17 protein-coding genes are annotated in these 23,187 nt (G+C 58.4%); 7 read left to right on the forward strand and 10 right to left on the reverse strand.

Annotation, left to right across the window (positions count from 1 at the left end; all coding sequences use genetic code 11):
- Window positions 1-132: 132 nt before the first annotated feature.
- Window positions 133-2,070 (forward strand): DUF2723 domain-containing protein, encoded by a 1,938-nt coding sequence (locus U9R25_05260; protein ID MEA3335297.1) that lies wholly within the window; start codon window positions 133-135, stop codon window positions 2,068-2,070.
- Window positions 2,071-2,129: 59 nt separating this feature from the next.
- Here U9R25_05260 and rplI read toward each other — a convergent pair whose 3' ends face one another.
- Window positions 2,130-2,705, reverse strand: a complete 576-nt coding sequence (gene rplI, locus U9R25_05265; GenBank protein ID MEA3335298.1) for a 50S ribosomal protein L9 — start codon at window positions 2,703-2,705, stop codon at window positions 2,130-2,132.
- Window positions 2,706-3,060: 355 nt separating this feature from the next.
- Window positions 3,061-3,747 carry a hypothetical protein gene (locus U9R25_05270; protein MEA3335299.1) on the reverse strand — a complete coding sequence of 229 codons (687 nt, stop codon included), beginning with the start codon at window positions 3,745-3,747 and terminating at the stop codon, window positions 3,061-3,063.
- Between U9R25_05270 and U9R25_05275 the strand changes: the two genes are divergently transcribed.
- The gene (locus U9R25_05275; protein MEA3335300.1) at window positions 3,731-3,982 is read left to right on the forward strand and encodes a hypothetical protein; all 252 of its coding nucleotides are present in this window, start codon (window positions 3,731-3,733) and stop codon (window positions 3,980-3,982) included. The genes U9R25_05270 and U9R25_05275 overlap by 17 nt on opposite strands.
- Window positions 3,983-4,149: 167 nt before the next feature.
- On the opposite strand, the gene U9R25_05280 is transcribed toward U9R25_05275, so the two are convergent.
- The 7 genes from U9R25_05280 to U9R25_05310 all read right to left on the reverse strand — a co-directional run bounded on the left by U9R25_05280 (window position 4,150) and on the right by U9R25_05310 (window position 15,819).
- On the reverse strand, window positions 4,150-7,197 hold the full coding sequence (locus U9R25_05280) for an META domain-containing protein (GenBank protein MEA3335301.1): 3,048 nt from the start codon (window positions 7,195-7,197) through the stop codon (window positions 4,150-4,152).
- Between the two features lie 488 nt (window positions 7,198-7,685).
- Window positions 7,686-8,207 (reverse strand): DUF6141 family protein, encoded by a 522-nt coding sequence (locus U9R25_05285; GenBank protein MEA3335302.1) that lies wholly within the window; start codon window positions 8,205-8,207, stop codon window positions 7,686-7,688.
- A gap of 4 nt (window positions 8,208-8,211) precedes the next feature.
- Window positions 8,212-9,027 (reverse strand): YbaY family lipoprotein, encoded by an 816-nt coding sequence (locus U9R25_05290; protein MEA3335303.1) that lies wholly within the window; start codon window positions 9,025-9,027, stop codon window positions 8,212-8,214.
- A gap of 263 nt (window positions 9,028-9,290) precedes the next feature.
- Complete coding sequence (locus U9R25_05295) at window positions 9,291-11,717, reverse strand: PA14 domain-containing protein (protein ID MEA3335304.1); 2,427 nt, start codon at window positions 11,715-11,717, stop codon at window positions 9,291-9,293.
- A gap of 310 nt (window positions 11,718-12,027) precedes the next feature.
- Complete coding sequence (mgtE, locus tag U9R25_05300; GenBank protein ID MEA3335305.1) at window positions 12,028-13,383, reverse strand: magnesium transporter; 1,356 nt, start codon at window positions 13,381-13,383, stop codon at window positions 12,028-12,030.
- Between the two features lie 55 nt (window positions 13,384-13,438).
- Window positions 13,439-14,848, reverse strand: coding sequence for a LysM peptidoglycan-binding domain-containing protein (locus U9R25_05305; protein MEA3335306.1), 1,410 nt, complete (start codon window positions 14,846-14,848; stop codon window positions 13,439-13,441).
- Window positions 14,849-14,970: 122 nt separating this feature from the next.
- Window positions 14,971-15,819 (reverse strand): dihydrofolate reductase family protein, encoded by an 849-nt coding sequence (locus tag U9R25_05310; GenBank protein MEA3335307.1) that lies wholly within the window; start codon window positions 15,817-15,819, stop codon window positions 14,971-14,973.
- Window positions 15,820-16,286: 467 nt separating this feature from the next.
- On the opposite strand from U9R25_05310, the gene U9R25_05315 reads away from it, so the two are divergent.
- The 5 genes from U9R25_05315 to U9R25_05335 all read left to right on the forward strand — a co-directional run bounded on the left by U9R25_05315 (window position 16,287) and on the right by U9R25_05335 (window position 22,894).
- Window positions 16,287-16,496: a His/Gly/Thr/Pro-type tRNA ligase C-terminal domain-containing protein gene (locus tag U9R25_05315; protein MEA3335308.1), complete on the forward strand. Its 210-nt coding sequence runs from the start codon at window positions 16,287-16,289 to the stop codon at window positions 16,494-16,496.
- Between the two features lie 81 nt (window positions 16,497-16,577).
- On the forward strand, window positions 16,578-18,392 hold the full coding sequence (thrS, locus tag U9R25_05320) for a threonine--tRNA ligase (GenBank protein ID MEA3335309.1): 1,815 nt from the start codon (window positions 16,578-16,580) through the stop codon (window positions 18,390-18,392).
- 797 nt (window positions 18,393-19,189) lie between these two features.
- Entirely contained in the window at window positions 19,190-19,900 is a 711-nt protein-coding gene (locus U9R25_05325) for a hypothetical protein (protein ID MEA3335310.1), read from the forward strand.
- Window positions 19,901-20,003: 103 nt separating this feature from the next.
- Window positions 20,004-20,909, forward strand: a complete 906-nt coding sequence (locus U9R25_05330) for an SPASM domain-containing protein (protein MEA3335311.1) — start codon at window positions 20,004-20,006, stop codon at window positions 20,907-20,909.
- A gap of 38 nt (window positions 20,910-20,947) precedes the next feature.
- Window positions 20,948-22,894: a sugar phosphate nucleotidyltransferase gene (locus tag U9R25_05335; protein MEA3335312.1), complete on the forward strand. Its 1,947-nt coding sequence runs from the start codon at window positions 20,948-20,950 to the stop codon at window positions 22,892-22,894.
- Here U9R25_05335 and U9R25_05340 read toward each other — a convergent pair.
- On the reverse strand, window positions 22,868-23,146 hold the full coding sequence (locus U9R25_05340; protein ID MEA3335313.1) for a bacterial transcriptional activator domain-containing protein: 279 nt from the start codon (window positions 23,144-23,146) through the stop codon (window positions 22,868-22,870). The genes U9R25_05335 and U9R25_05340 overlap by 27 nt on opposite strands.
- Window positions 23,147-23,187 lie beyond the last annotated feature (41 nt).

Genomic DNA, 23,187 nt, shown 5'->3' on the forward strand with positions numbered 1-23,187 from the left:
CCCCTCCCCGTGTCCCCGCGTCCCCCCTCCCCGTGTCTCCCCTCCCCGTGTCCCCCCTCCCCGTGTCCCCGCGTCCCCCCTCCCCCCATCCCCCCCTTGACAACCATTCACCCCTTGGGCTATAGTAGCTCGATGAATTGGAAAAGCCCCGAACGCTGGGCCGGAATCGTATTGGTGCTGGCGGCGCTCGCCCTCTATCTCTGGACGTTGGACAATGGTCTGCGTCCGGAGGAACTGATGGGCGGCGACCTGATCACCCACCAGTACGCGCAGGTCCAGGGACGGCCCAGCAATGCGCCCGGATATCCCCTCTACACCATGGGTGGCTGGCTCTGGTTCCATGGGTGGCGTTCCATCCTCGCTGCAGAAGCCAATCCAACCGCGATTCTCTCCACCTATTCCACCCTTTGGGCGCTGTTGGCTCTCTGGCTGCTCTACCGTCTCATTCTCCACGAGACCGGCAACTGGCTGGTGGGATTGCTGCTCGGCGCGTTCTACGCAGTGACCTATTTCTTCTGGTATTATGCCACCAGCACCGAGCAGTATACCTCGGCCGTGGCCTTGACTCTGGCCATCGTGCTGGTTGCCTACCATTGGGAGGATACACTCGATCGCTCGCAACCTGGCAGGTCGGAAAAAGAAGAAGCCAGGGCGGATCGCTACATCCTGCTCCTGGCCTTCCTCTCAGGGGTAATCCTGGCCCACATGGTCACGGTGGCATTCATCATTCCTCCGCTGCTCTGGTTCATCCTGAGTCGCCAACCGGGGCTTTTACGGCGTCCAAGGTTGATCCTGACATCGATCGCGGCGGCACTGCTTCCTCTCCTGAGCTATTTCTTCGTCTATATTCGGGGTGCCCAACATCCGGAATGGCGAGGCGAAGGGCAGTGGCCCAACGCGGGAGCGTGGTTCTGGGATTTCGTCAGCACCCAGCAGGGACAGGATGAACTTACCTGGTCCTTGACCCCCCTGTGGACCCACGAGTTTCCCAGCATGATCTGGCAGGAACTAACCTGGATCATTCTTTTTGGTGGCCTGGCCGGACTCTTTCTCATGAATCGGCGGCATGGCCTCTTTCTGGGCGCAACTCTGGCGATCTATCTTGCCTTCAGTTTCATCGACCGGCTCGGTAACTGGTTTCAGGTGATCATGCCCGCCTACGCGTTGCTGGTCTTGAGCTTTGCTGTTGCCGTGCAGTGCTTGTGGACACGATTGAAGGATGCATCTCCGAAGAGTCGGCTCTCTACCGCAATGCTGCGGGGGCTTCAGATTGCTCTGGTGTCAGGCCTGCTGCTGCTGCTTGTATTTCGTTTCGACGCCAGCTGGTCCCGGGCAAATCAGCGCAATCGCGCCAGGGACACCGCACTGGCTGCCGGCCAGGCGATCCTGGCGGACGATCCACAGCCCAACGCGGCCATTCTGGCTGACTTCGCCGAGACTGTCAGCCTGCGCTACCTTCGCGACATCTGGAACCTGCGTCCCGACCTGCAAGCTGTAGGCAGCAAGGATGCCGGCGACATCCTTGCGACCGGCGACCGCCCCCTGTACGTGACCAGAACGGCCGCTCCCCTTGTCTGGCAGGAAGTAAGCCCTTCGGCCCATTTTTCATCGGCAGGAAACACACTGATCGCCCTTAGCAAGGAACCTGCTCCTGCATTGCCTGGCGATGTCCGGCCGTTGAGCCTGCCCGCAGGTCCTGCCCTCTCTTTGGCCGGCATCGAGACTCAGTTGGGCAACCCGATAGAGGACGGCCATCAATCTCTTTCGGTGCGGCTATTTTGGCAGGCCCGGGCGCCGGTGGCCGAGGACTGGCGGGTTTCCGTGCGGCCTACCGGATCGGGCCATCCCATCACCACCCCCGATGGATCGCCGCTGCAGATGGACTTGCTTCACCCCGTCCACGGCACCTATCCCATGAGCCGCTGGCTGCCAGGTGAAGTCGTGGCCGACGACTATCTGATTCCCATTCCACCAGGACAGCAGGTGGACGGCATTCAGGTGTTTGTCTACCGCCCCCTGGAGGATGGCACCTTCGAAAACCTGACTGTTTTGGAGATCCCCCTGAAATGAACAACCCCTCTCCGCTGGAGAAGGGTTGTCGATTTCACAGTCGATCGGGATGCTTCGGCTCAGGCTTCTGGTTCAACCTCGATCTGTTCTTCTCGCTGTTCTTCCAGCTCTTCAACCACCTCGACAGCGGCTTCGATCAGCGGGGGTATCTCTTCAGCCTCTTCGTACTCGCCAGTTTCGATCTCACCACCTTCGCGCTCGACGATCACGGTGACCTCGGGGATCACATCGGCCATTAGCCGAATCGGCACCTGGTGGGTGCCCAATTGGCGCAGCGGTTGGTCCAGCATGATCTGGCGCTTGTCGATCTCTTCGCCCGAGGCTTGTTCCACCGCGATAGCGATATCGGAAGCGGTGATCGAACCAAACAGTCGATCGGTCTCCGCGGCTCGAGCGCTGAAGTTCAGGCTCAACTCGGCAAGCTTGTCGGCCACCGACATCGCGGCCTGTCGCTCGCGGTCCCGCTGCCGGTCGGCAGTTTCCTTGATCTGGGCGGCCTGTTTCTCCGCGCCCTTGTTGGCGGGAATCGCCAGACCCTCCGGGATCAGATAATTCCTTGCGTAGCCATTGGCAACCTCTTTGATATCGCCAGCCATGCCTACCCCTACAACGTCCTGCTTCAATAATATTTTCATCGGTGCTTTCTCTTCTCCTGCAAAAACTTGGCCGCCCAGCTCAGGCGGCATATTCACAACCACGTATATTACATTAACTCCGACGAAATCACAAGTTTGTGCAGAGGCGCGGCAGCGTATGATCATGGGATCTCGTGGCGGCTCCAATGAGTTCCTAAGATCCCCAATGAGAAGACCTCATGTTCGAGCTCGTTGACCTCCCCTTGCACCAGATGGTACAATCATCACATCACCTGCCGATTCCCGGATGTGGGATTGGCCAACCATTGGGAGGTGCAACCATGAAGGTGACGCGGCTTCTTACGATTTTCTGGTGTTTTCCGTTTTGGCGTTACTGAGTGTCACGGTCGGGGCATCAACGGTGGCGGCCCCAGCCGCTGGTCCCTGCCTGCCCGGCGAGCCCTACGACCCCGCCTGCGACGTCAACCACGACGGCCGCATCGACGTCGGCGACATCCTGCTCACCGCCGGCCACTGGAACCAGGCAGGCACCTGGACCAGCGATAACGACCACGAGCACCTGAACCAGACCTGGAGCCATTCGCGTGTCGGCCTGACTATCGAGGGCAACTTCGACGGCACGGCCGGATCCTATCAAGCACCACCGGTGCTGGGCAACACAGCCACCCAGGGAGATGGCTTGCGAGTAGACTCGGTCAATCACGATGACGTGCATGTGAACTCGGCGGGCAACAACGGCTTTTTCGTCTGCACCACAGGCAGCGAAACGACCTCCACCCCATCGCTTCAGAACAATGGGCTGGAGGTCGGCAGGGCAGAAAATGCCGGTGTACGGGTACAACACGCCGGCGATGATGGCGTATTCATATCCAGCGCAGATTCCAACGGACTGAATGTCTGGTTCGCCAACCACGATGGCCTGAGCGTCAACGAGGCGGGGGATCACGGCGTATCCATCAGCTCGGCCGGCGATGACGGGTTCTCCGTCTGCGGTACTGGCGGCAACAACACCTGCACCGCGTCCTTCGACGACAATGGCCTGGAGGTGGGTAACGCCCAGAATTATGGCGTACCTGAGCAACAGCGACATCCTTATGTACAGCTACGACAATTTCCACATCCACCTGGACGAGGACGACACCAACAGCGCCTTCGTGATCTACAGCGGCAGCGGTACCAACCTGTGGTCGATCTCGGAGAGCGGCCTGGCAGTCGCACACCAGGGCAGCGCCCTCGCCATCGATGCCGGCACGGAGGGACAGCAACTGGTCTACCCTGTCCACAGCCCCCAGAACTGGCCCACTGCTGACGACTGATTTTGCTCGTTTGTTGCAGGCGATGATCGATCATCCGTAACCGGTGTTCGGTATTCGGATCACGGGTTACGGATGACCGAATACCGACGCGCTCCCACAGAAAAAGCCCGGCGCGTAACCTGCTACGCACCGGGCCAATTGGTTTACCGGACGCATCAAATCCGGTATTACTCGCCGAACATCATCGTGCCGCCGTCGGCGAAGAGATCCAGGAACAGCTTGCCATCCTTCACGAACCAGATGCGGGCAGCGTCCAGACTCTTCAGGTACTTGTCGCTGAGCGAGTCGGGTCCACAGATCGCCCGGGTCAATGCTTTCGCCTTGATCTCGATGGAACTGCCGTCGATGGTGTAGGGTCCGCCACCCCGGTTGCAGTCGGTCTGGACCTTGGCAATACCGCTGGGCAGCAGTTGCAGGGTGTAGGCATCCGGATTCGCGATCTCAGCCGGTCCCACAGCGGGATCACTGATGGACTGCCACTTCCAGACAGTCTTCTGGATGGCCGAAGCATCCACGGGCGCAGCACCAGGGGCTGCCACAGGCGCCGGGGCTTCCTCGGTCACAGGAGCTTCCTCGGTCACCGCAGCACCCTCGGCACCACCCGCATCCGCGGCCCTGTCACCCTGCTCAGCCACCAGGAACATGTTGCCAACATCGGATACCATGTTGATGACCAGTCCACCATCCTCGATGACATAGGTGCCGGCTGCCGCCAGGCCCTGTAGGAACTCGTCCGCCTGCGAATCGGGCGGGCACATGGCCATCGTGGAGGGACCGAGCTGGATCGTCAGGGAGCTGCCGTCGGCCTCGTAAGCACCTATCACCTGGTTGCAGTCCGCCTTGATGGCAACCCGGCCATCGTCGGCAAACTGCGCCAGGTAGCGGCCTGGATCGGCAACCTCGGTCACCGTATCGTTGCCATACTCGGTCTTCTGCCACATCCAGATAGCGCCGGCCAGCTCAGTGGCTCCAGCCACCTCTTCTTCCCCGGCCGGCTCGCTTGCCTCACCGGCGAAAATCATGTTGCCAGTGTCATACTTGATGTTGATGACCAGGTTGCCCTCGCCGTCCCAGACATAGCTGGCGGCACCGGCCAGCCCCTGCAGGAATTCATCAACCTGAGAGTCGGGCGGGCACATTGCCATGGTGGAGGGGCCAAGCTGGATCGTCAGGGAGCTACCCTCGGTCTCATAGGTTCCCGAAGCCTGGTTGCAGTCAGCTTTGACGCTGACAGCTCCGTCGTCCATGAACTGAACCGTGTAACGCTCAGGGTCTTCAACCTCGGTGATCGTGTCGTTGTTATACTGGGTCCGCTGCCACTTCCAAACGGTGCCCACCAGGTCCTTCTCCGCCTCGGCCGCTTCCTCGCCCGTCTCAGCTTCAACGGTGCCGACGACCTCGCTGGAGGTCTGCTCCAGTTCACCCGCATCGTTCAGCGCATAGGTCTCCACCACATGCTGCGTCGGGCAGCACATGGGATCTTCGGGCCCCTGGCTGATCATATCGACGACGATCTGGCCATCCTCGAAGGTGAGTTCGTTGATGCTCACCCGATCGCCCAGGAAGACCGAACCGGCGTCCACCAGCTGGCCCTCCTGCTCGACAACCAGATGCAGGTCATAGAAGACGCCACTGCCGCCTGTGATGGTGACCAGCACCACCGCAGCTGCCGGGGTCCCGTCGGCCAGTTCCCCGATCGCAACAAAGTCGGTCAGAACCGTATGGATCCTGGAGGCGGAATCGGGTGCCACCTCCTCGCTGAATTCACCATCGACCAGGGTGGCCGTACCGGATTGGCTGTACTGCGACTGGTATTCCATGTTTCCCAACGCAGTCATCACCTTTTCCGGCACCGCTGCTTCGGCTTCAGGTTCAACTGCCTTCGTCTCGGCTTCCGGCTCAGGCTCAACAGCTTCTGCTTCCACTTCGACAGCCTGGTAAGCGGCTATGGCCGAGCCTTCGGCTGAACGCATCTCGAGCACGTCATCCACGATCGTGTAAGTGGCAGCCCTTTCCAGCGATGCCAGGTAGGCGTTCTCCTGTTCCATCACTGGCTCGGGGCACATCTTGCGAGTCGTAAGAGCAGGCCCGATCTTGATAGTGGAATCGTCAGCCTCGTAACCGGCCTGGTAGTCGTTGCAGCCGGCATTGCCGGTCATCAGGCCATCCTCTGTGAAGAAAGCCGTGATCTCGGTGCCTTGCGCGAGGGAGCTGAAGCCACCCTTGCCGTTGTTGTAACGGGTTGCCTGCCAGGGCGTGCCAGTCAGCGATGGCGGTACCACAGCCTTGAAGGCCAACACCGTATCGCCGCCGGCATTGCGAATCAGCAACTGATCGCCCGTGATCGTATAGGTGGCGGCCGTCGGAAGAATCGTTGTGAAATCCTGTTCCTGGACCATCAAAGGCTCCGGGCAAGCCATCATGGTACTTCCCATAGGTTCTTGAATGGTGAGGTTCTCACCGTCCGCTTCATAGGAGCCAAAGTAGTTATTGCAACCCGTGCTGCCACTAACCTTGCCATCCTCGAAGAGAGCTGTTGCCTCCGAGCCAGGCAGCGTCAGGACCAGGTGGCCATCGGCATTGGAATAGGCTTGCAGCTTCCAATAGGTACCCTCCAGGGGCACTTCCGCCTCCGCCGTGCCAAACTCCTGCTTATCGATTTCCTCGATCATGGTGTACTCGAGCGAAGAGCCGCCAGCCGGGGGATTCTCGACAGGATCGACGCGGACCAGCAACTCGTACTCGTAGCCAGGTTCGTATTCGAAGCCAGCGATTGCGTTATAGAAGAGGCTATACTGGTCATCGACATTCTCCTTGACCAGCAGACACTTCGTGAGCCCCTCGCCCACGCAGTCCGCCTTCACGGGACCGACGAACATGGTAATCTCTTCGCCCTGATCCACGGCATCCTGCTCTTCAGGGGCCGCCTGGGCAACCGTTTCTTCAGTCGAAGGTTCTTCGGCCTCGGCAACTTGCTCTTCGGTGGCAGGTTGCTCAACTGCCTCTTTCTCTACCGCCTCTTCCTGGGCCACCGCGTCCGTATCAGCTGCTTCGTGGGTCTCGTCTTTGTCGGCATCGACGGCCCGTTCCTGCTGTGCCTCTTCGGGCACCGCCGGGGTTGGTGTTTCCTTGTCACCGCAGGCTACCACAAAGATGCTGACGAGGACCAGCAGGGTAACCAGCAACAGTGCTCTTCGCTTCAAGATTCGGTTCATGAGAGTTCTCTCCTCCATTTTGTTTGTCCTGGCATGTTTAGAATTGGAAAGGCCTACAGCCAACGCCGGCGCTTTCCCTTCGATTTCACGCCATATTGGGCAGAAGTGTTCACAGATTGCCGCGGAAAATATCGATTGACTCGCGCAAAAAACGCCGCTGCCTACGATTATCCGCAGCGACATGGATATCAGCAGTTCACGCCGATGGGATCCCACTGGAGTCAACTGTCACCGATGATAACATATCTTCGGCGATTCGGGTAGGAAACGCACCGGCATCCTCTACTTTCAATGATGTCATCCCCGCGCACGCGGGGAACCAGGGTCATGGGCGTCTATGTACCACCGGCGTTGTTCGTCATCCCCGCGCACGCGGGGAACCATCGATTCATTCCCGGCTGTCATCCAGGATCCAAAGGAACAAATCCACTGGGCTCCCGCCTTTGCGTGCACCCCGAAGGGGCCCCGCAGGAGCGACGGTGCCAGTGTCATGCTTTTCTGGCTCCCGGAATCCTGGTCTCCAGAGCAGCCGCCAATTCCTCCGCTCGTTGGGAACCCACCATGACGCTCTTGCCATCCTGGAGAGTCAACTCAACCCCCTGGTTACCGGAGGTAGTGTAAGCAACCCCGCTGCCGCGCCAGCCCCGGATCCCCCACCCGCCATATTCTCGAATCGGATCGTAGGAACGGGCCTCAAAGCTCTGGATGTCGGCCAGCGGGATGTCACGGCTGGTAATGGGAGGATAACGGATGTGCAACGAATTCTCGGAAACCTCCGTGACCAGTTTCAGCCTGTGGAATAACAGGGGAAGCCCAATGCCGATAAAAAGCCAAAGCAACCACATCATCCAATCGGGAGCAGGCTTGGAGCCCCAGGGTTTTCCCAGGATGATCTGTTCGACGAAGCCCCACCACATCAGGGCCGAGATACCGTAGACCAGAAGCCATATCCACCACTGGGTGAACTTCTGGTCCTCATGATATGACACCTCGAAGTCGTAAGGGGCCATGGATCTAGCCGCCGACAGGTACCACCATGATCTCAACGTTTTCGCTGGGATTGCCCCGCGTGATCACCGGCACGATGGTGTCGTTGATCATCAACAGCTTGCCGTCAGCCGAGGTAATCCTGGCCGCCATGCCATAGCTATGGTTGGGCACGACGTCTGCCGGATCGTAGATAACCTCATAGGGCATGGGCATCTGGCCCGGAATTGTGAAGGTCTCTTCGCCCAGAATGATGGCTGGTGCGTCGGCCCGGGAAATGTCCTGCAATTGCACCTGAACAATGGCGTCGTCGGGCAAGGCAATCCGCACCTGGTAGTTGACCCCACCGGTGACGCTGGCCTGCCCGTCGGTTCCCCGCGCAGCCTCCTCCATCTCTCCGACCGTGATCGTTTCGTCGGCAGCGACCCCATTGACCTCGACGGTGTACTCCCCAGGTTCCAGGCCGGCGGTGTCGATTACGATGGCGTCCGAATAGGGCGTCATCATCTGGCTGCACATGAGATCGGCAGGCTGGCCCGCGACCAAAGATATCTCGATGGTGTTTTCCACAACCTCCTGCTGAGAGTCCCCGGTCTTGGTACATGAATTGGGATGATCACCCTGGACGACAGCAACCTGCTCGCCATCCTCTTCTTCGATCGTGACGCTGCTGACGTTGGCGGGCGAGGTTTCGATCACACCCTCGGGTGGCGTATCAGCAGAAGCATCAACTTCTGGCGCGCGCGTGTCCACCGGTTGGCCAACTATCGGTGGCGGCATGACGCAGCCCGCCAGGCCAAGCGCGAGGATCAATAGGACAGTTGTGAAGAATAATCGGTACATGTTTCTCTCCTATGTTATTAGCAGTTTTTGCTGGCCGCCCGAGAAGGACTTCCCTGTTTCGGGCAGGCAACTGATTGCACGGTCCGCTCAAATGAAATGTTCACACAAACCCGATCTTGCCATCGCAAAGTTGTTTCGTGACCTCGACCTCCGGAATCACCACCCCCATGCAATCGGCGTTAGGCAACCCCTGCAACACCCAGGTAATGTCCTCCAGAGAAACTGGTTCTCGATATTCCAGACGGTCTGCGTAACACCAGTTCTTAATAGGGACATTTCCAGGGCGGGTAGTTGTCAACACCCCCCTTCACCCGGAATTCGGGCTCACCACTGTAAATGTTGCCAACCGAATTGATCAACGTGCCGGCTACCCACTGTTCCACGCGATAGGGATGGCCCACATTGCCGAAGGTTTCAAGATGAACCGCTAAACCGTCGATCCTGACATTTCCGGCCTTATCCATCGCACCCCAACCACTGGGCTTCACATCCCGCCACTGGTTGTCGCCGATCAGTTGGTAGACCTTGATCCACGAGCTGGCTGGCGGCGGGGCGACACAGGTTACGATATTGCCTGCCGACGGGGTGATTTCATCCTTGATCTTCTCCCAGGTCAGGTTCGCCGACGCCAGCGCCGTGTCCTCGAAATACTCCATACGGATGTCGTGGTATCCCTCAAGTAACGATACATCGGTCACAAAACGGGTCCGGGACATCGGGTGCCACTGGTTGATGAGTCGCTGCCCATCGATCCAGAGTCGTACGCCGTCATCCGTTTCAGTGGTGAAGCGATAACGTCCCTGGGGCAAGAACATGCGCCGCGTCCAGCGGACTGAAAACTTGTCGTCGGAAATGGTCGGTGCAGGCGATCCCGAGCCCCAATCGAAATTCACGAAGTAATCCCGACGGTTCATTGTCGGTTTCCCACTGAGGCCGGTATTATTGAAATACTCGCCCAACCAGACAGTATCCTGGCCACCACCACCGCCTCCGCTGCCACCACCAGAGCCGCCATCCGAACCACCGGAGCTGCCGATTCGCCGCCACGTCAGTTTGGCAACCGCGTCGCCACCATCCTCGAAGTATTCCATGCGGATATCATGGGGCCCCGGCGTTATGTTAATTTCCTTGGCGTAAGGGGTCAGCCCTTGAGTCTTCCAGCGATCGATCAGCAACTGATTGTCGATATAGAGTCGAACGCCATCGTCGGTTTCTGTACGAAACTCATAGGTGCCGCCATCGAGATCGATCGTCTGTGTCCACCGGGCAGAGAAGAAGCCGGTCGGAATCGCCGGGGCCGGCGACCCCTTGCCCCAATCGAAGTCGATCTCCGGATCGTCGCGGGTGATCACCGGTAAGCCCTCCAGATCGCGGTTGTCAAAATACTCACCCAGCCAGCCCTTGGGCTCAACCGGTACATACTCGTCGATCTTTTCCCAGGAGAATTTTGCCAGGGCCCGCCCAGTGGCCTCGAAGTACTCTACACGAACCTGATAGGTTTCCCTGTTGACGTCCAGATCGACGACTACCTCGGCAGCGCCAGTCTGCCAGCGATCGATGACCAGCCGGTTGCCGATATACACACGCGCCCCGTCATCAGTATTGACTCGAATCCGATACTTTCCCGTATCCAACGGCACACTGCCAGACCACCGGACCGAAAAATTGTCCGGTGGTACCTCCGGTGCCGGCGAACCGGTACCCCAGTCAAAATCGATGGCCGGGTCGATACGGGTGAGCACAGGTGGCCCCTGGAGATTGCGGTTGGCGAAATACTCACCCAGCCAGGATACAGATGGCGTTGGTGGCGTTGGGCCAACGCCGATCTTCTTCCAGGTCAGTTTTGCGCTGGCTTCCCCACCCCCCTCGAAGTAATCCATGCGGAGTTGATGGACGCCAGAAGGAAGAGCAACCTTGGTTTTGCGCGGGGTCGCCGACTGGTGGCGCCAACGATCCAACAGCAACTGTCGATTTACGTAAAGCCGAACACCATCATCAGTCTCCGCAGTAAACTCATAGGTGCCACCGTCAAAATACCAGTCGCCGAGCCAACGAACGGAGAATTCGTCCTTGGGCATTCCTGGTGCCGGCGCCCCAGTTCCCCAATCGAAATCGATGGATGGATCCTGGCGCACCGCAACGGGAGATCCTGTCAGGTTGCGGTTGGCATAGTAGGACCCTTGCCATCCTGCATTTGGGGGCGGCGCGGGAAACTCCAGCTGTTCCCAGGTCACCTTTACCTCGGCGCGCTGCGTGGCCTCGAAGTATTCCACCCTGAATGGATGCCACCCTTCGCCCAGAATGATCTCCGCGCTGTGGTCGGATGGCGAGGAGATGTGCCACTGATCGATGATCAGATTCCCGTCGACGTAGACCCGAACCCCGTCATCCGCCCGGGCGGTGACACGATACGTCCCGTCGGTCAGATGAATGTCCCGGTTCCAGCGCACAGAGAAGTTATCTCCGGGAAACCCGACTGCAGGTGACCCATAGCCCCAGTCGAAATCAATCGCAGCGTCGTAGCGGACCAACGCGGGTGCCCCGGACAGGTATCGATTGGTGAAATACTCCCCTGACCAGGCGTCGTTGCGACTGCCACCCGCCTGAGCTTGGGTCAGCGCAGGAAAGACACCCAGAATCACCACAAAACACAACGCGACCAGCCCGACAATGGTTAGGGGTTTCTTCATCTGGCGCAACATGAGGTTCCTTCCTTCGAATCCTGTCCAATTGTTCCGAAAAGGCCTGTTTCACCTGCGGAATGCAAAGAGTTTGGGATACAACACCCGGTTGACCTGTCCTGACCGAAATCAGAAAGTGTTTCGACACCAGCTGCAAGCGATCCGGAAAGACTTTACCTTAGTCCGAATCACCGCTTACATCCCTCACAAGAAAGAGGTGACTGCGCTCAGATGGCAGCTTCCGATGACAGACTCTCGTTGAGGCAAGCAATATCCTGCGGGGCACAATCCGCAGCGTGGGGGATGCACAACGGGCCGGCTAGAGGACACCCAGGATCAAGCCCGCCAACGAATAGTAGATGATCAGGCCTGAAACATCTACCACGGTTGAAATCATCGGGCCGCTGATCACCGCCGGATCAATGCCAATTCGATCGGCCACAATGGGAACAATGGTCCCCACCGTAGTGGACCACATGACGACCAGAGGCAAGGTCAGTGCAACAGCAAGGGCAACCTGCCATCCTGCTTGCCAGAGGATCTGGGCCAGCACAAAACCCAGTATCCCCATCACCAGTCCAAGCAGCAGACCCACGGAAATCTCCCGCCGCCACGCGCGAAGCAGAGTGGAAAAACGAACCTCGCCCACTGTGATTGCCCGGATGATGGTAGCAATGGTCTGCGATCCAGCATTTCCTCCCGTGCCGATGATAAGAGGCACAAAGGCTGCCAGCACCAGGTATTGACCCCAAACGACCTCAAATTTTTGGGTAACAAGGCCGGTCAGTGCGCCCGCTCCGAAGAGAAGCAGCAACCAACCGATCCTTTTTTTGAACACGCTGGTAGGTGAGACAGAAAAGTAGGGCTGCTCCAATGGCAACGAGCCACCAAATCGCTGGAAGTCCTCGGTGGCTTCCTCTTCCAGCACATCCAGGACGTCGTCAACCGTCACAACGCCAAGCAGCCGATTGAATTGATCTACGACCGGCATAGCGGTGTAGTCGTACTTGGCCATCTCCTCGGCAAGCTCCTCCTGATCCGCTGTAGCCTGTACCGAGATGGCTGGGGACAGCATGAGATCTTCGACCTTTTCGTCCGGTTGCGCCAGTAACAAAGAGCGAATCGGCACCACCCCGATCAAACGATTTTCCTGATCGACGACATAGAGATACACCAGGGTCTCGACCTCATCCAGAGAATGCAGACGTTCGATCGCCTCTGCCGCTGTCCACTGCCGTCTCAGGGAAGCGATCTCGGTGGTCATCAGCCGGCCGGCCGTGCCCTCGTCGAAACGCAGCAGCGTGCGGACGTCCTCGGCCTCCTCCGGCTCCATCAGGTCCAGCAACCGGTAGGAGACATCGTCCGGCAGCTCATCGAGAATCTCTGCCGCGTCATCCATGGGCAACTCATCCAGGATGTCCGCCAGGTGTTCGTCGTCGACTTCCCTGACCAGCTCAGTACGAATCAGGCTGCCTGTTTCGTCCAACACCTCGCTGGCTGTGACCAGGGGAAGCCGGCCAAAAACCACCACAGCTTCCCGGGAGGGCAGTTCGTCGAGCAGATCGGCAATGTCGGCGGGATGGCTGGTTGCCAGGAGCTGCTGCAGCTCACCCAACCGGTCTTGCTTTATCAGTTCATGAACTTCCTCGGCGCTGGGTATCACCGCGACAGGCATGTTCCTATCCTTATGATAGCGCGCGGCCACCGACTATCCAATGGACGCGTCGTGATTACCACGTACAGTTGCCCTGGGTACCCGCGAGAGAGCTCTGGGGAGCCCACGACGGCGGGTTTCCCATACTGGCCTCGGGGTTGAACATATACCAGTAAACACCGTTGATCCGCGCACCGCGAAAGGCATCAAACAGGGCATTTGATCCGAACGAACCTGTCACAGGCCCATCCGGATAGGCGTATAGCGGCGCACCAGGCTGACCACTGATCCGGCACTCGCCAGGGTGGAAATCCTTGTAGGTTGGCCCCGGAGGTTGCCCCCCATACGTCACACCAACGGTCGTCGAAGCTGTCGTCTCTGGTGAATACGAACGAATCGTGCCCGGCGTGCCCGGCGCAGCGTTGACCGTGAGGCTGACAGAATAAACGCCCCGTCCTCCGGTGCCAACGCTGGAGCCCTGCAATGTCGTCGCCTTCCTGAGCAATAGCTGGCCGTAGTTAGTCCATGCTTCCACCACCACATTTCCCTCAACCAGACCACCCCCCTCGCCGCTGACTGTGAAGGTTGCCGGTAGCACGCTGCCCGGTCCAGGGCTGCTGATGGTCACGAAGGCCTGTGTGGGCTGCGAACCCCCGTAGGTCACTGAAACACGCGCGGGCGCCACTGGGGATCCTGGCGACGATGCCTGGATGTAGCCGGCCGTCGCGTTTGCGACGCTGACGGTAAGATTAATGGAGTAGGTGCCTCGCCCTCCGGTGCCCACATTCGAGCCCTGCAATGTGGTAGCCTGCTGCATCAACAGCTGACCCGTATTGGTCCATGCTTCCACCACCACATTGCCCTCGTACAAACCAGCGCCCTCGCCACTGACGGTGAAGGTCGCTGGCAGGGTGGCGCCGGGAACGGGATGCAGGATCGTAATGAATGCCGCCTGCGGCGTGGGGTGTGGCGTGGGATAGGGGGTCGGATAGACCGTCGGGTAAGGCGTCGGGTAGCCGAAACCAGGGATAACCAGTCGCTGCCCCGCGTAAATGAGATAAGGGTTCGCAATGCCGTTGGCCGATGCCATCTGGCCGACGGTCAGGCCAAAGCGGTTGGCAATCGAAAACATCGTATCGCCGGGCGCCACGAAATAGGTGTTGCCAACCACCGTGCCCTGGGCATGGTGACTGGGGCCCCTGTCGTAGACACCGCCCGATCCAGGGGGAGGTGAAGTACCGCCGCAACGGTTCACCACGTGTAGCACGGTGCCCGATTTCAGTACCTCTGGATAGGGTCCAATGATCTGCCGGTTCTTGTAGTACACCTCCTGCCAGGATGTACAGTACTGACGGGCAATACTGTAGACAGATTCCCCTGGCTGCACGACATGGCGCGTTCCATGCCCGGAATAGGCCATGGCAGATCCGCCTGGCAGCATGGCCAACAGCATGACGACGATGAGTGCAACGGCTAGTCGTTTCATAGCTACCTCCACAGGACCATGTAAAAAGTAAGGAATGGGACGCGATTTCGAAACGCCACCGGTTTGGCGATCAACACCGTCAACTATTTTATCACCTGCCCATGATTCGGACAATGTTTGCTCTAACCCCGCGACGTAGCCTCGCGTTTTCGCTCGTAGCCCAACAGCAGCTGTCCCAGGCCGTCGAACGCCTGGGGATCCAGGTAGATGCTGAAAAAGGACATATCGACGGCAGGCTGCAGCAGGTCACCTGCCACAATCGTCGCGAATGGATCTCCGCCCAGGATCCGGTTTGCCAGCGTGAGATACAGCCGATCCAGAACATCGCTCTCCAATAAGAGATGCAATACTTTGGGTCCCGATGCCGAGTAGACTGTTTGATAACCGAGCGCCCCCATGGCAGCGACCAACCCGGTACCGGTCACTTTCTTATCGCCGGCCACCACGACCTGGCCAGTTTGAGATTCTATTGCACTTACCCGATCCGGATCGACCTGGGAGCTGGTAAAGACCACGACCCGCCGGCCGCTTACAGTCAACTCAGCCGGAATCGGAAAATCCAGGCTGCCGCTGATGACCGCCAGATCGGGCTGGGGAGAGAGTCCTCGACCGGCGCGCCAGGCTGCCAGGTCCGCGAACCGCGGATCTTCGTGCACGCGCAGGATATCCTGGGCATTGCCCTGGGCGTAATCCCGCAGATACCGTCCGCTGCTGATGATGACATCTGCCTGCACGGCCAATTCCTGGAAGAGCCGCCAGTCGCGTGGGTTCGCTATCTGCTCCGGCACCACAAGCCCGGATCCTGTCGGTCCGGGGATGGCAATGCGGCCGTCAAGACTGGTCACAAAGTTGCTGTAAACGAATGGAGTCGTGTTCTCTTCGGCATATTGGCGTACATCGTGCGCCAGATATAGCCCCTCCAGCGAGTGTTCCCGTCCGCAGCCGGGAAAGAGTTCCAAAACAGGTTTCATGACGCCATCCTCCGATCCCAAGAGATCAAGCCAACGAACAACAGCATTATAGCAGCCACCGGCAGCTCACACAAGGCACTGAGCTTCCGCAATAGGGCCGCGCCCCTGCGATCTTAGCTCACAGTACGCCCGCTGGCGTGCGACTCTGCCAACTTTCCCCTTGACAAGCCATGGAACCGGTGTTATAATTTCAGCTACATTCGACATCGATTAACGCGTTGATCGGGACGAGTAGACGAACGGTGAAGCGCCAGCAATTGGAGGCCACCGGCTGAGAGCCTCCATCGTCAAGCCCCGTCGAAAACCACCCGAGAGCGACTGGCGGAACGGCCCCGTGCCCAATATGCCAGCCCGGTTGGCCTCGTTAACGGCTTCCTGAGATGGTACGGCCGTACCAAAGTTGGGTGGAACCGCGATGACCCCTCGCCCCAACAGCGAGGGGATTTTTGACTCCAGGAGCTTCTGTCATGCCGCAGAAGAATGATCGCATGAATGCTAAGATTCGTAACGCGCAGCTTTTCAAGGTACCCTACATGTTGGTGGTCGGCGACCGGGAAATGCAAGCCGGGACCCTATCTCTTTGCAAACGGGACGGCAGCCGTCAAAACAACATGGCGGTGGCCGAGTTCATCGAACTGGTGACAGAGCGCATCACCACTCGCTCAGGCAAGCTATGAGTGCAATGCACCCCGGCGGTGTGTTGCACTTGGAAAACTGGTGGTATCCGTCGGATTCTATGTCAATCGGAGCAAGGTATCATGGCTAAAAAACCAAACGATCTGCAACAGGACGAGCTTTACAGGCTCAGGCACAGCGCGGCCCACGTCATGGCCGAGGCCGTGCTGGACCGCTATCCCGAGGCCAAGGTCGCCATCGGCCCGCCCATCGAGAATGGCTTCTACTACGACTTCGATCTGGGGCAGGATGCCGATGGTTCGACCCGCACCTTCACGCCCGACGATCTCCAGTGGATCGAAAAACGCATGCGCCAGATCATCGGCGGCCGACACGAATTCGCCTACCGCGAGGTGACCGCAGACGAGGCCAGGGATCTGTTTGCGGACCAGCCCTACAAGATCGAACTGATCGAGGGGCTGGAAGCGGGAGGACTCGACGAGTACGGCGAGCCGCTCGACGAGGCCCCGGTCATCAGCACCTACAAACAAGACACCTTCGAGGATCTTTGCCGCGGACCCCATCTGGAACACAGCGGTCAGATCCCGGCTGATGGATTCAAGCTGATGAACGTGGCAGGTGCGTACTGGCGGGGTGACGAGAATCGGCCCATGCTCCAGCGCATCTACGGCACCGCCTGGAAGAACAAGAAGCAACTGAAAGCTTACCTGAACCGTCTGGAGGAGGCCAAAAAGCGCGACCATCGCCGCGTTGGCAAACAACTCGACCTGTTTAGCACCGACTCCGACGACGTTGGCGGCGGTCTGATCCTCTGGCATCCCAATGGCGCGCTGATGCGCCACATCGCTGAGGACTTCGTCAAAAAGGAACACCTGGACAACGGCTACGTCTTTGTCAACACGCCGCATATTGGCAAGGCCAAGCTTTGGGAGACCAGCGGACACCTGGACTTTTACGCCGAGAACATGTACGCGCCCATTGAGATCGAGGGCCAGGCCTATTACCTGAAACCGATGAACTGCCCCTTCCACGTCAACATCTTCGACAGCGGCGTGCGCAGCTATCGCGACTTGCCTGTCCGCATGGCCGAATGGGGTACGGTATACCGCTTTGAGCGCAGCGGCGTACTGCATGGCCTGGCCCGTGTGCGAGGCTTCACCCAGGACGATGCCCATATCTTCTGCCGCCCCGACCAGATGCCCGAAGAGATCGATCGGGTACTCAACTTCTGCCTGCACATTCTGCGCAGCTTTGGCTTCACCGAGTTCAATGCCTATCTGAGCACCAGGCCGGAAAAGGCCGTGGGGGCGGTAGAGACCTGGGACCTAGCCGAGGCCGCCCTGGAGGCCGCCCTTCAACGGGCCAATATCGATTACCAGATCGATCCCGGCGAGGGTGTATTCTACGGGCCCAAGATTGACCTGAAAATGCTGGATGCGCTGGGCCGGGAATGGCAACTCAGCACCATTCAGTTTGATTTCAACCTGCCGGAGCGCTTCGACCTTCACTTCATCGGCGAGGACGGCGAACGGCACCGCCCCTATATGATCCATCGGGCCCTGCTGGGCAGCATGGAGCGCTTTTTCGCCGTGTTGATCGAGCACTACGGCGGCGCTTTCCCTGTTTGGCTGCAGCCTGTCCAGGTCGCAGTAATCCCCATCACCGATCGCAACAACGAATTCAGCCACGAAGTTGCCGAAACCCTGCGCGAGGCCAGACTGCGGGTTCAGGTCTTTGACAGCAACGACCGCATGAACGCCAAGGTGCGCGATGCCCAGCTTCAGAAGATCCCCTACATGCTGGTCATCGGCGACAGGGAGCAGGAAGCGGGTCAGGTCAATCTTCGGTTGAGGACCGGCGAGCGCAGGGGCAGCCTTTCGGTTGCTGAGTTCCTGGGATTAGCCAGTGCTGCAGTTGAGACGAAGGCACTCATCTAGCCCTCTGCAGAATCACTGCAGGAGGCTACCCCGTTTCGGTTGGATGGTCTCTCTGACCTGGACAAGCCAGAGGAACGCTGATTTTCGCAGTCCTACGTCGAAGATTCCCGCTGATCTTTTCTGATATCTGATCAGCGGTTATGATTTTTCTCTGATTTCTCCGCAGATTTTCGCAGGCCTCCGGCGCAGATTCTCTCTGATCTTGTTTGGATTGATCTGCGTCCACCCTTCGGCTACGCTCACCGTCACGCTACGGCAGCACGTCAGCACGTCAGCACGTCAGCAGACGATGCGTGAGCTAGACGATGCGTGAGCTAGACGATGCGTGAGCTAGACGATGCGTGAGCTAGACGATGCGTGAGCTAGACGATGCGGCCTAGCACGCCAGCACGCCACGCCAGCAGGCGTACCGTGAGGTAGCAGGCGGTGCGTGAGCTAGGCGTACCGTGACGCTAGCAAGCGGTGCGAGACGTCAGCAGACGGTGCGTGAGCTAGCTAGGTAAGGCCACCGAGAGGTGTGAGCTAGGTAGCAAGCGCTCCGTGAGGAGGTGCCCTTGGGGAACCACCCCGGAGCGTCAGCGGAGTGGGCAGGACAGTGCCCCTCGACAGGCTCGGGACATTGCTGCGGTACATCCTTGTTAGGTTCGCGGATGATTTCCTTGCCCAGTGTGCAAGAATCTGACTCGAGAGGTATTGATCATGTGAAAATGGATCCATCCTCGCCGAACCACCGGGACCTGGCCCTTGTGATATAATACACCGAGATCCGAAACATTCGCTACGCTGGGAACTCTAACATGGCTGAGACATTTGATTTTGAACAGAATTGGCAGAAAAAACTGTCCGCTTCCCTCGACAGGGAGGCCGGCCGGGCAATCCGTGTCCGCGTCATGCAGGGCTGCCAGGAACTCACCAGGGATTCAAACCGCGAAGAGGTTATCGACTGGTCTCGCCAGGCTATGGAGAAACTCGACGCCCTGCTGGATCCTGGAGTTGCCCAGACCATCATGGCCAGCTGTGCCTGTCGCTATCCCACCGCAGATCTACAGGCTGAGCGGGAAGTCTACGCCAGGACAGGGGAGATCGACAGGGTGCATCAGATGCTTCAGGACAAGTTCGAGCTGTTCCTTCGAAACACATTGCAGTTGGATGAGAGCCTGATCCAGACGGTGGTCGAACGCGGGTGGGGATTGGCAGGTAATAAAGACGGCGACACGATTGTCGCTACCAAGATCCCCAAGAGTGGATTTCTGGAAGACTACTTCAACGAGCCGGACCCCGAAAAACGGCGACAGCTCTATTGCCATTGCCCCCGCGTCAGAGATGGGGTTGCTATGGGCGAGATGTTGCCTGTCACCTACTGTTACTGCGGCGCAGGTTTCTATCAGGGCATCTGGGAGGACATTCTCCAGCAACCGGTGAAGGTCGATATCTTGAGCAGCGTATTGCAGGGGGACGACCTATGCACGATCGCCATTCACCTGCCGCCAGCGAACACCTCCGGTTAGTGGATTATGTTATTCATTATGTCAATATGTCACGGTTCAGGTTTTGACATTCCGACATTCTGCTATTCTGCTATTCCGACATTCTGACATCTCAGGAGTATCCATGGGAATCGGTCTCGGTTTTTCCGCCTCATATCCCCGGGCATTGCAGATCCAAACGGTTACCGGTTGCAACGCAACCTGTGTCATGTGCCCAACAGGCGTTTCCGAGGATCGCAAAATCCGGCACTTGATGCCGCTTGAGCTTTGGCAAAAGATCATCGATGAGTGCTCCTCCTGGGACAGGCCGCTGGATACGCTGCTTGTTTCCCTCTTCAACGAACCACTGCTCGACCGCCGGTTGCTGGACCTGGTCGATTCGGCCAAAGGACGATTGCCCCTCACGCGCCTTTACATGGTCACCAATGGGTCGTTGCTGACCGATGCACGCGTCGAGCGGATTCTGGCATCCAGGCTCGACATCATCCAGATCAGCGTCAACGCACGGACAGCCAACAGCTTTGATCTTCTGGAGAGCAGTCTTGATTTCGACCGCATTGTGGCTGGTACTCAGAAACTGCTTGAGGGCAATCGCGGGCGACGATTAAGCATCGTTGTAAGCATGGTAGAGATGCAGTACAATACGCAGGAGGTTCAGCAGTTCACAGAGTATTGGCAGGATCTCGGCGCCATCGTTCACGTCAGCCCCGCCTGGAATCGGGCAGGCAACTTGCCAGCGCAGAACGACTACCAACTGGAGCGTTTGCAACGCCAGGAACGAATCTGTCCCAAGCCCTTTTTCACGATGTGCATCACCGCCGGCGGAGATGTTGTGCTCTGTTGCGCAGACTATGGACATGAGGTAATCCTGGGTAATACTAGCGATCGCCCCCTCGCAGATATCTGGATGGGCCCGCAGCACACAGAAGTCATCGTCAGGATGATGAAGGATGAGAACGCCTTGTGCAACCGCTGTGATAAGCTCTATGCCTTCCAGACCCACAACCAGCCTATCCCCCTTGTGGAATAGCATTCCACACTCCCGAGGAGACTGAGGAAACACCCGCAATGAAACTTTTTGTACCAGGACGCATCTGCATGTTCGGCGAGCATTCTGATTGGGCTGGTGGCTACCGGCGCATCAACGCCGATATCGAACAAGGCTTCACCCTCATTGCAGGCACCGACCAGGGAATCTACGCTGAGGCAGAGTCCCATCCAACCTCCCTGGTCTTGTCAGCTACCCAGCCCGATGGCCAGCGAGTCGGGCCGTACGAAATTCCCATGGAGTCCCAGGCCTTGCTGGAAGAGGCCCAGGCAGGCGGCTTCTGGAGCTACATTGCTGGCGTTGCCTACCAGATGTTAACCCATTACCACGTACGCGGCCTCGCGATCGACAACTACAAGACCGATCTTCCGATGAAAAAGGGGCTCTCCTCCAGCGCAGCGATCTGTGTGATGGCTGCCCGCGCCTTCAACCGGGTGTACGATCTGAAGCTGACAGTGCGGGGGGAGATGGAGATGGCCTATCTGGGTGAGATCACCACGCCATCCCGTTGCGGACGAATGGATCAGGGCTGTGCCTTCGGCAATCGTCCCGTTCTGATGGTATTTGATGGAGACCGGTTGGAAACCAAGGAACTCCTGGTAGACGACGATCTGCATTTCGTCATCGTCGACCTCGACGCAGCCAAGGACACCATGGAAATCCTCAATCGCCTGAACCGCTGTTATCCCTTTGCTGAAAACGATGTCGAAAAAGGGGTCCAGGAGTTGCTTGGTCCCATCAACAAACGGATAGTCCAACAGGCCATGGACCGACTGGTCAATTCAGATGCCCAACACCTGGGAGAGCTGATGGTCGAGAGCCAGGCATTCTTCGACCGTTATGCCACCCCCGCCTGCCCGGAAGAACTGACTGCCCCGGTATTGCACAAGGTTCTGGCATATGAGCCCCTCAAGCCCCACATCTGGGGTGGCAAAGGAGTTGGGTCGCAGGGGGATGGCACCGCTCAATTCATGGCGCGAAGCAAGGCCGATCAGCAGGCAGTCATCGAGATTCTCAAGAGCGACCTGGCCATGGAAGCCCTGCCTCTGACACTCAAACCAGGGCAACAGGTGCGCAAGGCGCTGATCCCGGCAGCCGGCTTCGGTACTCGCCTCTTTCCAGCTACGAAGGCAGCCAAAAAGGAACTGTTCCCGATCATCGACGAGGATGGTATCGCCAAACCGGCTATCCTGCTGATCGTCGAAGAAGCGTTGGAGGCAGGCATTGAAGAGGTCATCATTATCGTCCAGGAGGACGACCTGCCGGAATTCGAAGACTTTTTCAACCAACAGGTGTCCATCGAGAACTTCAACAAGTTGCCGAGTCACTTTCAGGATTATGCTCGCCGGATTCTCGATATCGGTCGCAGGGTAACCTTCGCCGTTCAGACTACCCAACAGGGTTTTGGCCACGCCGTCTATTGTGCCCGCGAGGCCATCGGCGATGAACCCTTCCTCCTGATGCTCGGTGACCACATTTACCGTTCCCAGGGTAAAGCCTCTTGCGCCCGCCAGTTGATGGATGCCTACCAGCAACATGGTACGAGCATTCTGGGGCTTCGCCGTACACCTGAAAAGGATATTGCCAGCTTTGGCACCGTGGCAGGTGTCTGGCTGGAAGATAACCGCCTGCTCAGCGTCACCGAATTTGCCGAAAAACCCAACCTGGACTACGCGCGCCAGTATCTGAGAGTCCCGGGCTTGCCCGACGATGAGTACCTGACGGTTTTTGGCCAATATATCATCAAGCCCAAGATATTTGATTATCTGGAGGAGCACGTAGCCCACAACGTCCGTGAGCGGGGAGAGTTTCAGCTGACGTCGACGCTGGACAGGCTGCGCCAGGAAGATGGTTTCCTTGGCTTGATCATGGATGGGCGACGTTTTGACATAGGATTGCCATACCATTATCTGGAAACCCTGGCGACCTATGCTGCGCCGTCACCAACGGGGAGGGGTGCTGTTTGAACCACCTGTGTTTGGCGAGGGTTCAACGCCCAACTCCTTCTGCAGGATCGAGGCGCAGGCATGGTAGACCCGCACCGCTGCCGGGCGATTGCCCTGCACGGCGTACACCTTCATGAGTCGACGATAGGCCGCTTCGTGCAGCGGATCGTGGTCCAGCAGTTGTTTAGCCCGGCCCAGCGCACTGTCGATCTGGCGCAGATCCAGTAGGGCATCGATCAGATCGTCCAGGATTTCTATATAGCGGAAACGCAACTGCTCCTTAGTAATTCTCTTGGTGGAATTGCCTGGATTCC

Source organism: Chloroflexota bacterium, from assembly GCA_034717495.1.
Classification (GTDB): Bacteria; Chloroflexota; Anaerolineae; order JAAEKA01; family JAAEKA01; genus JAYELL01.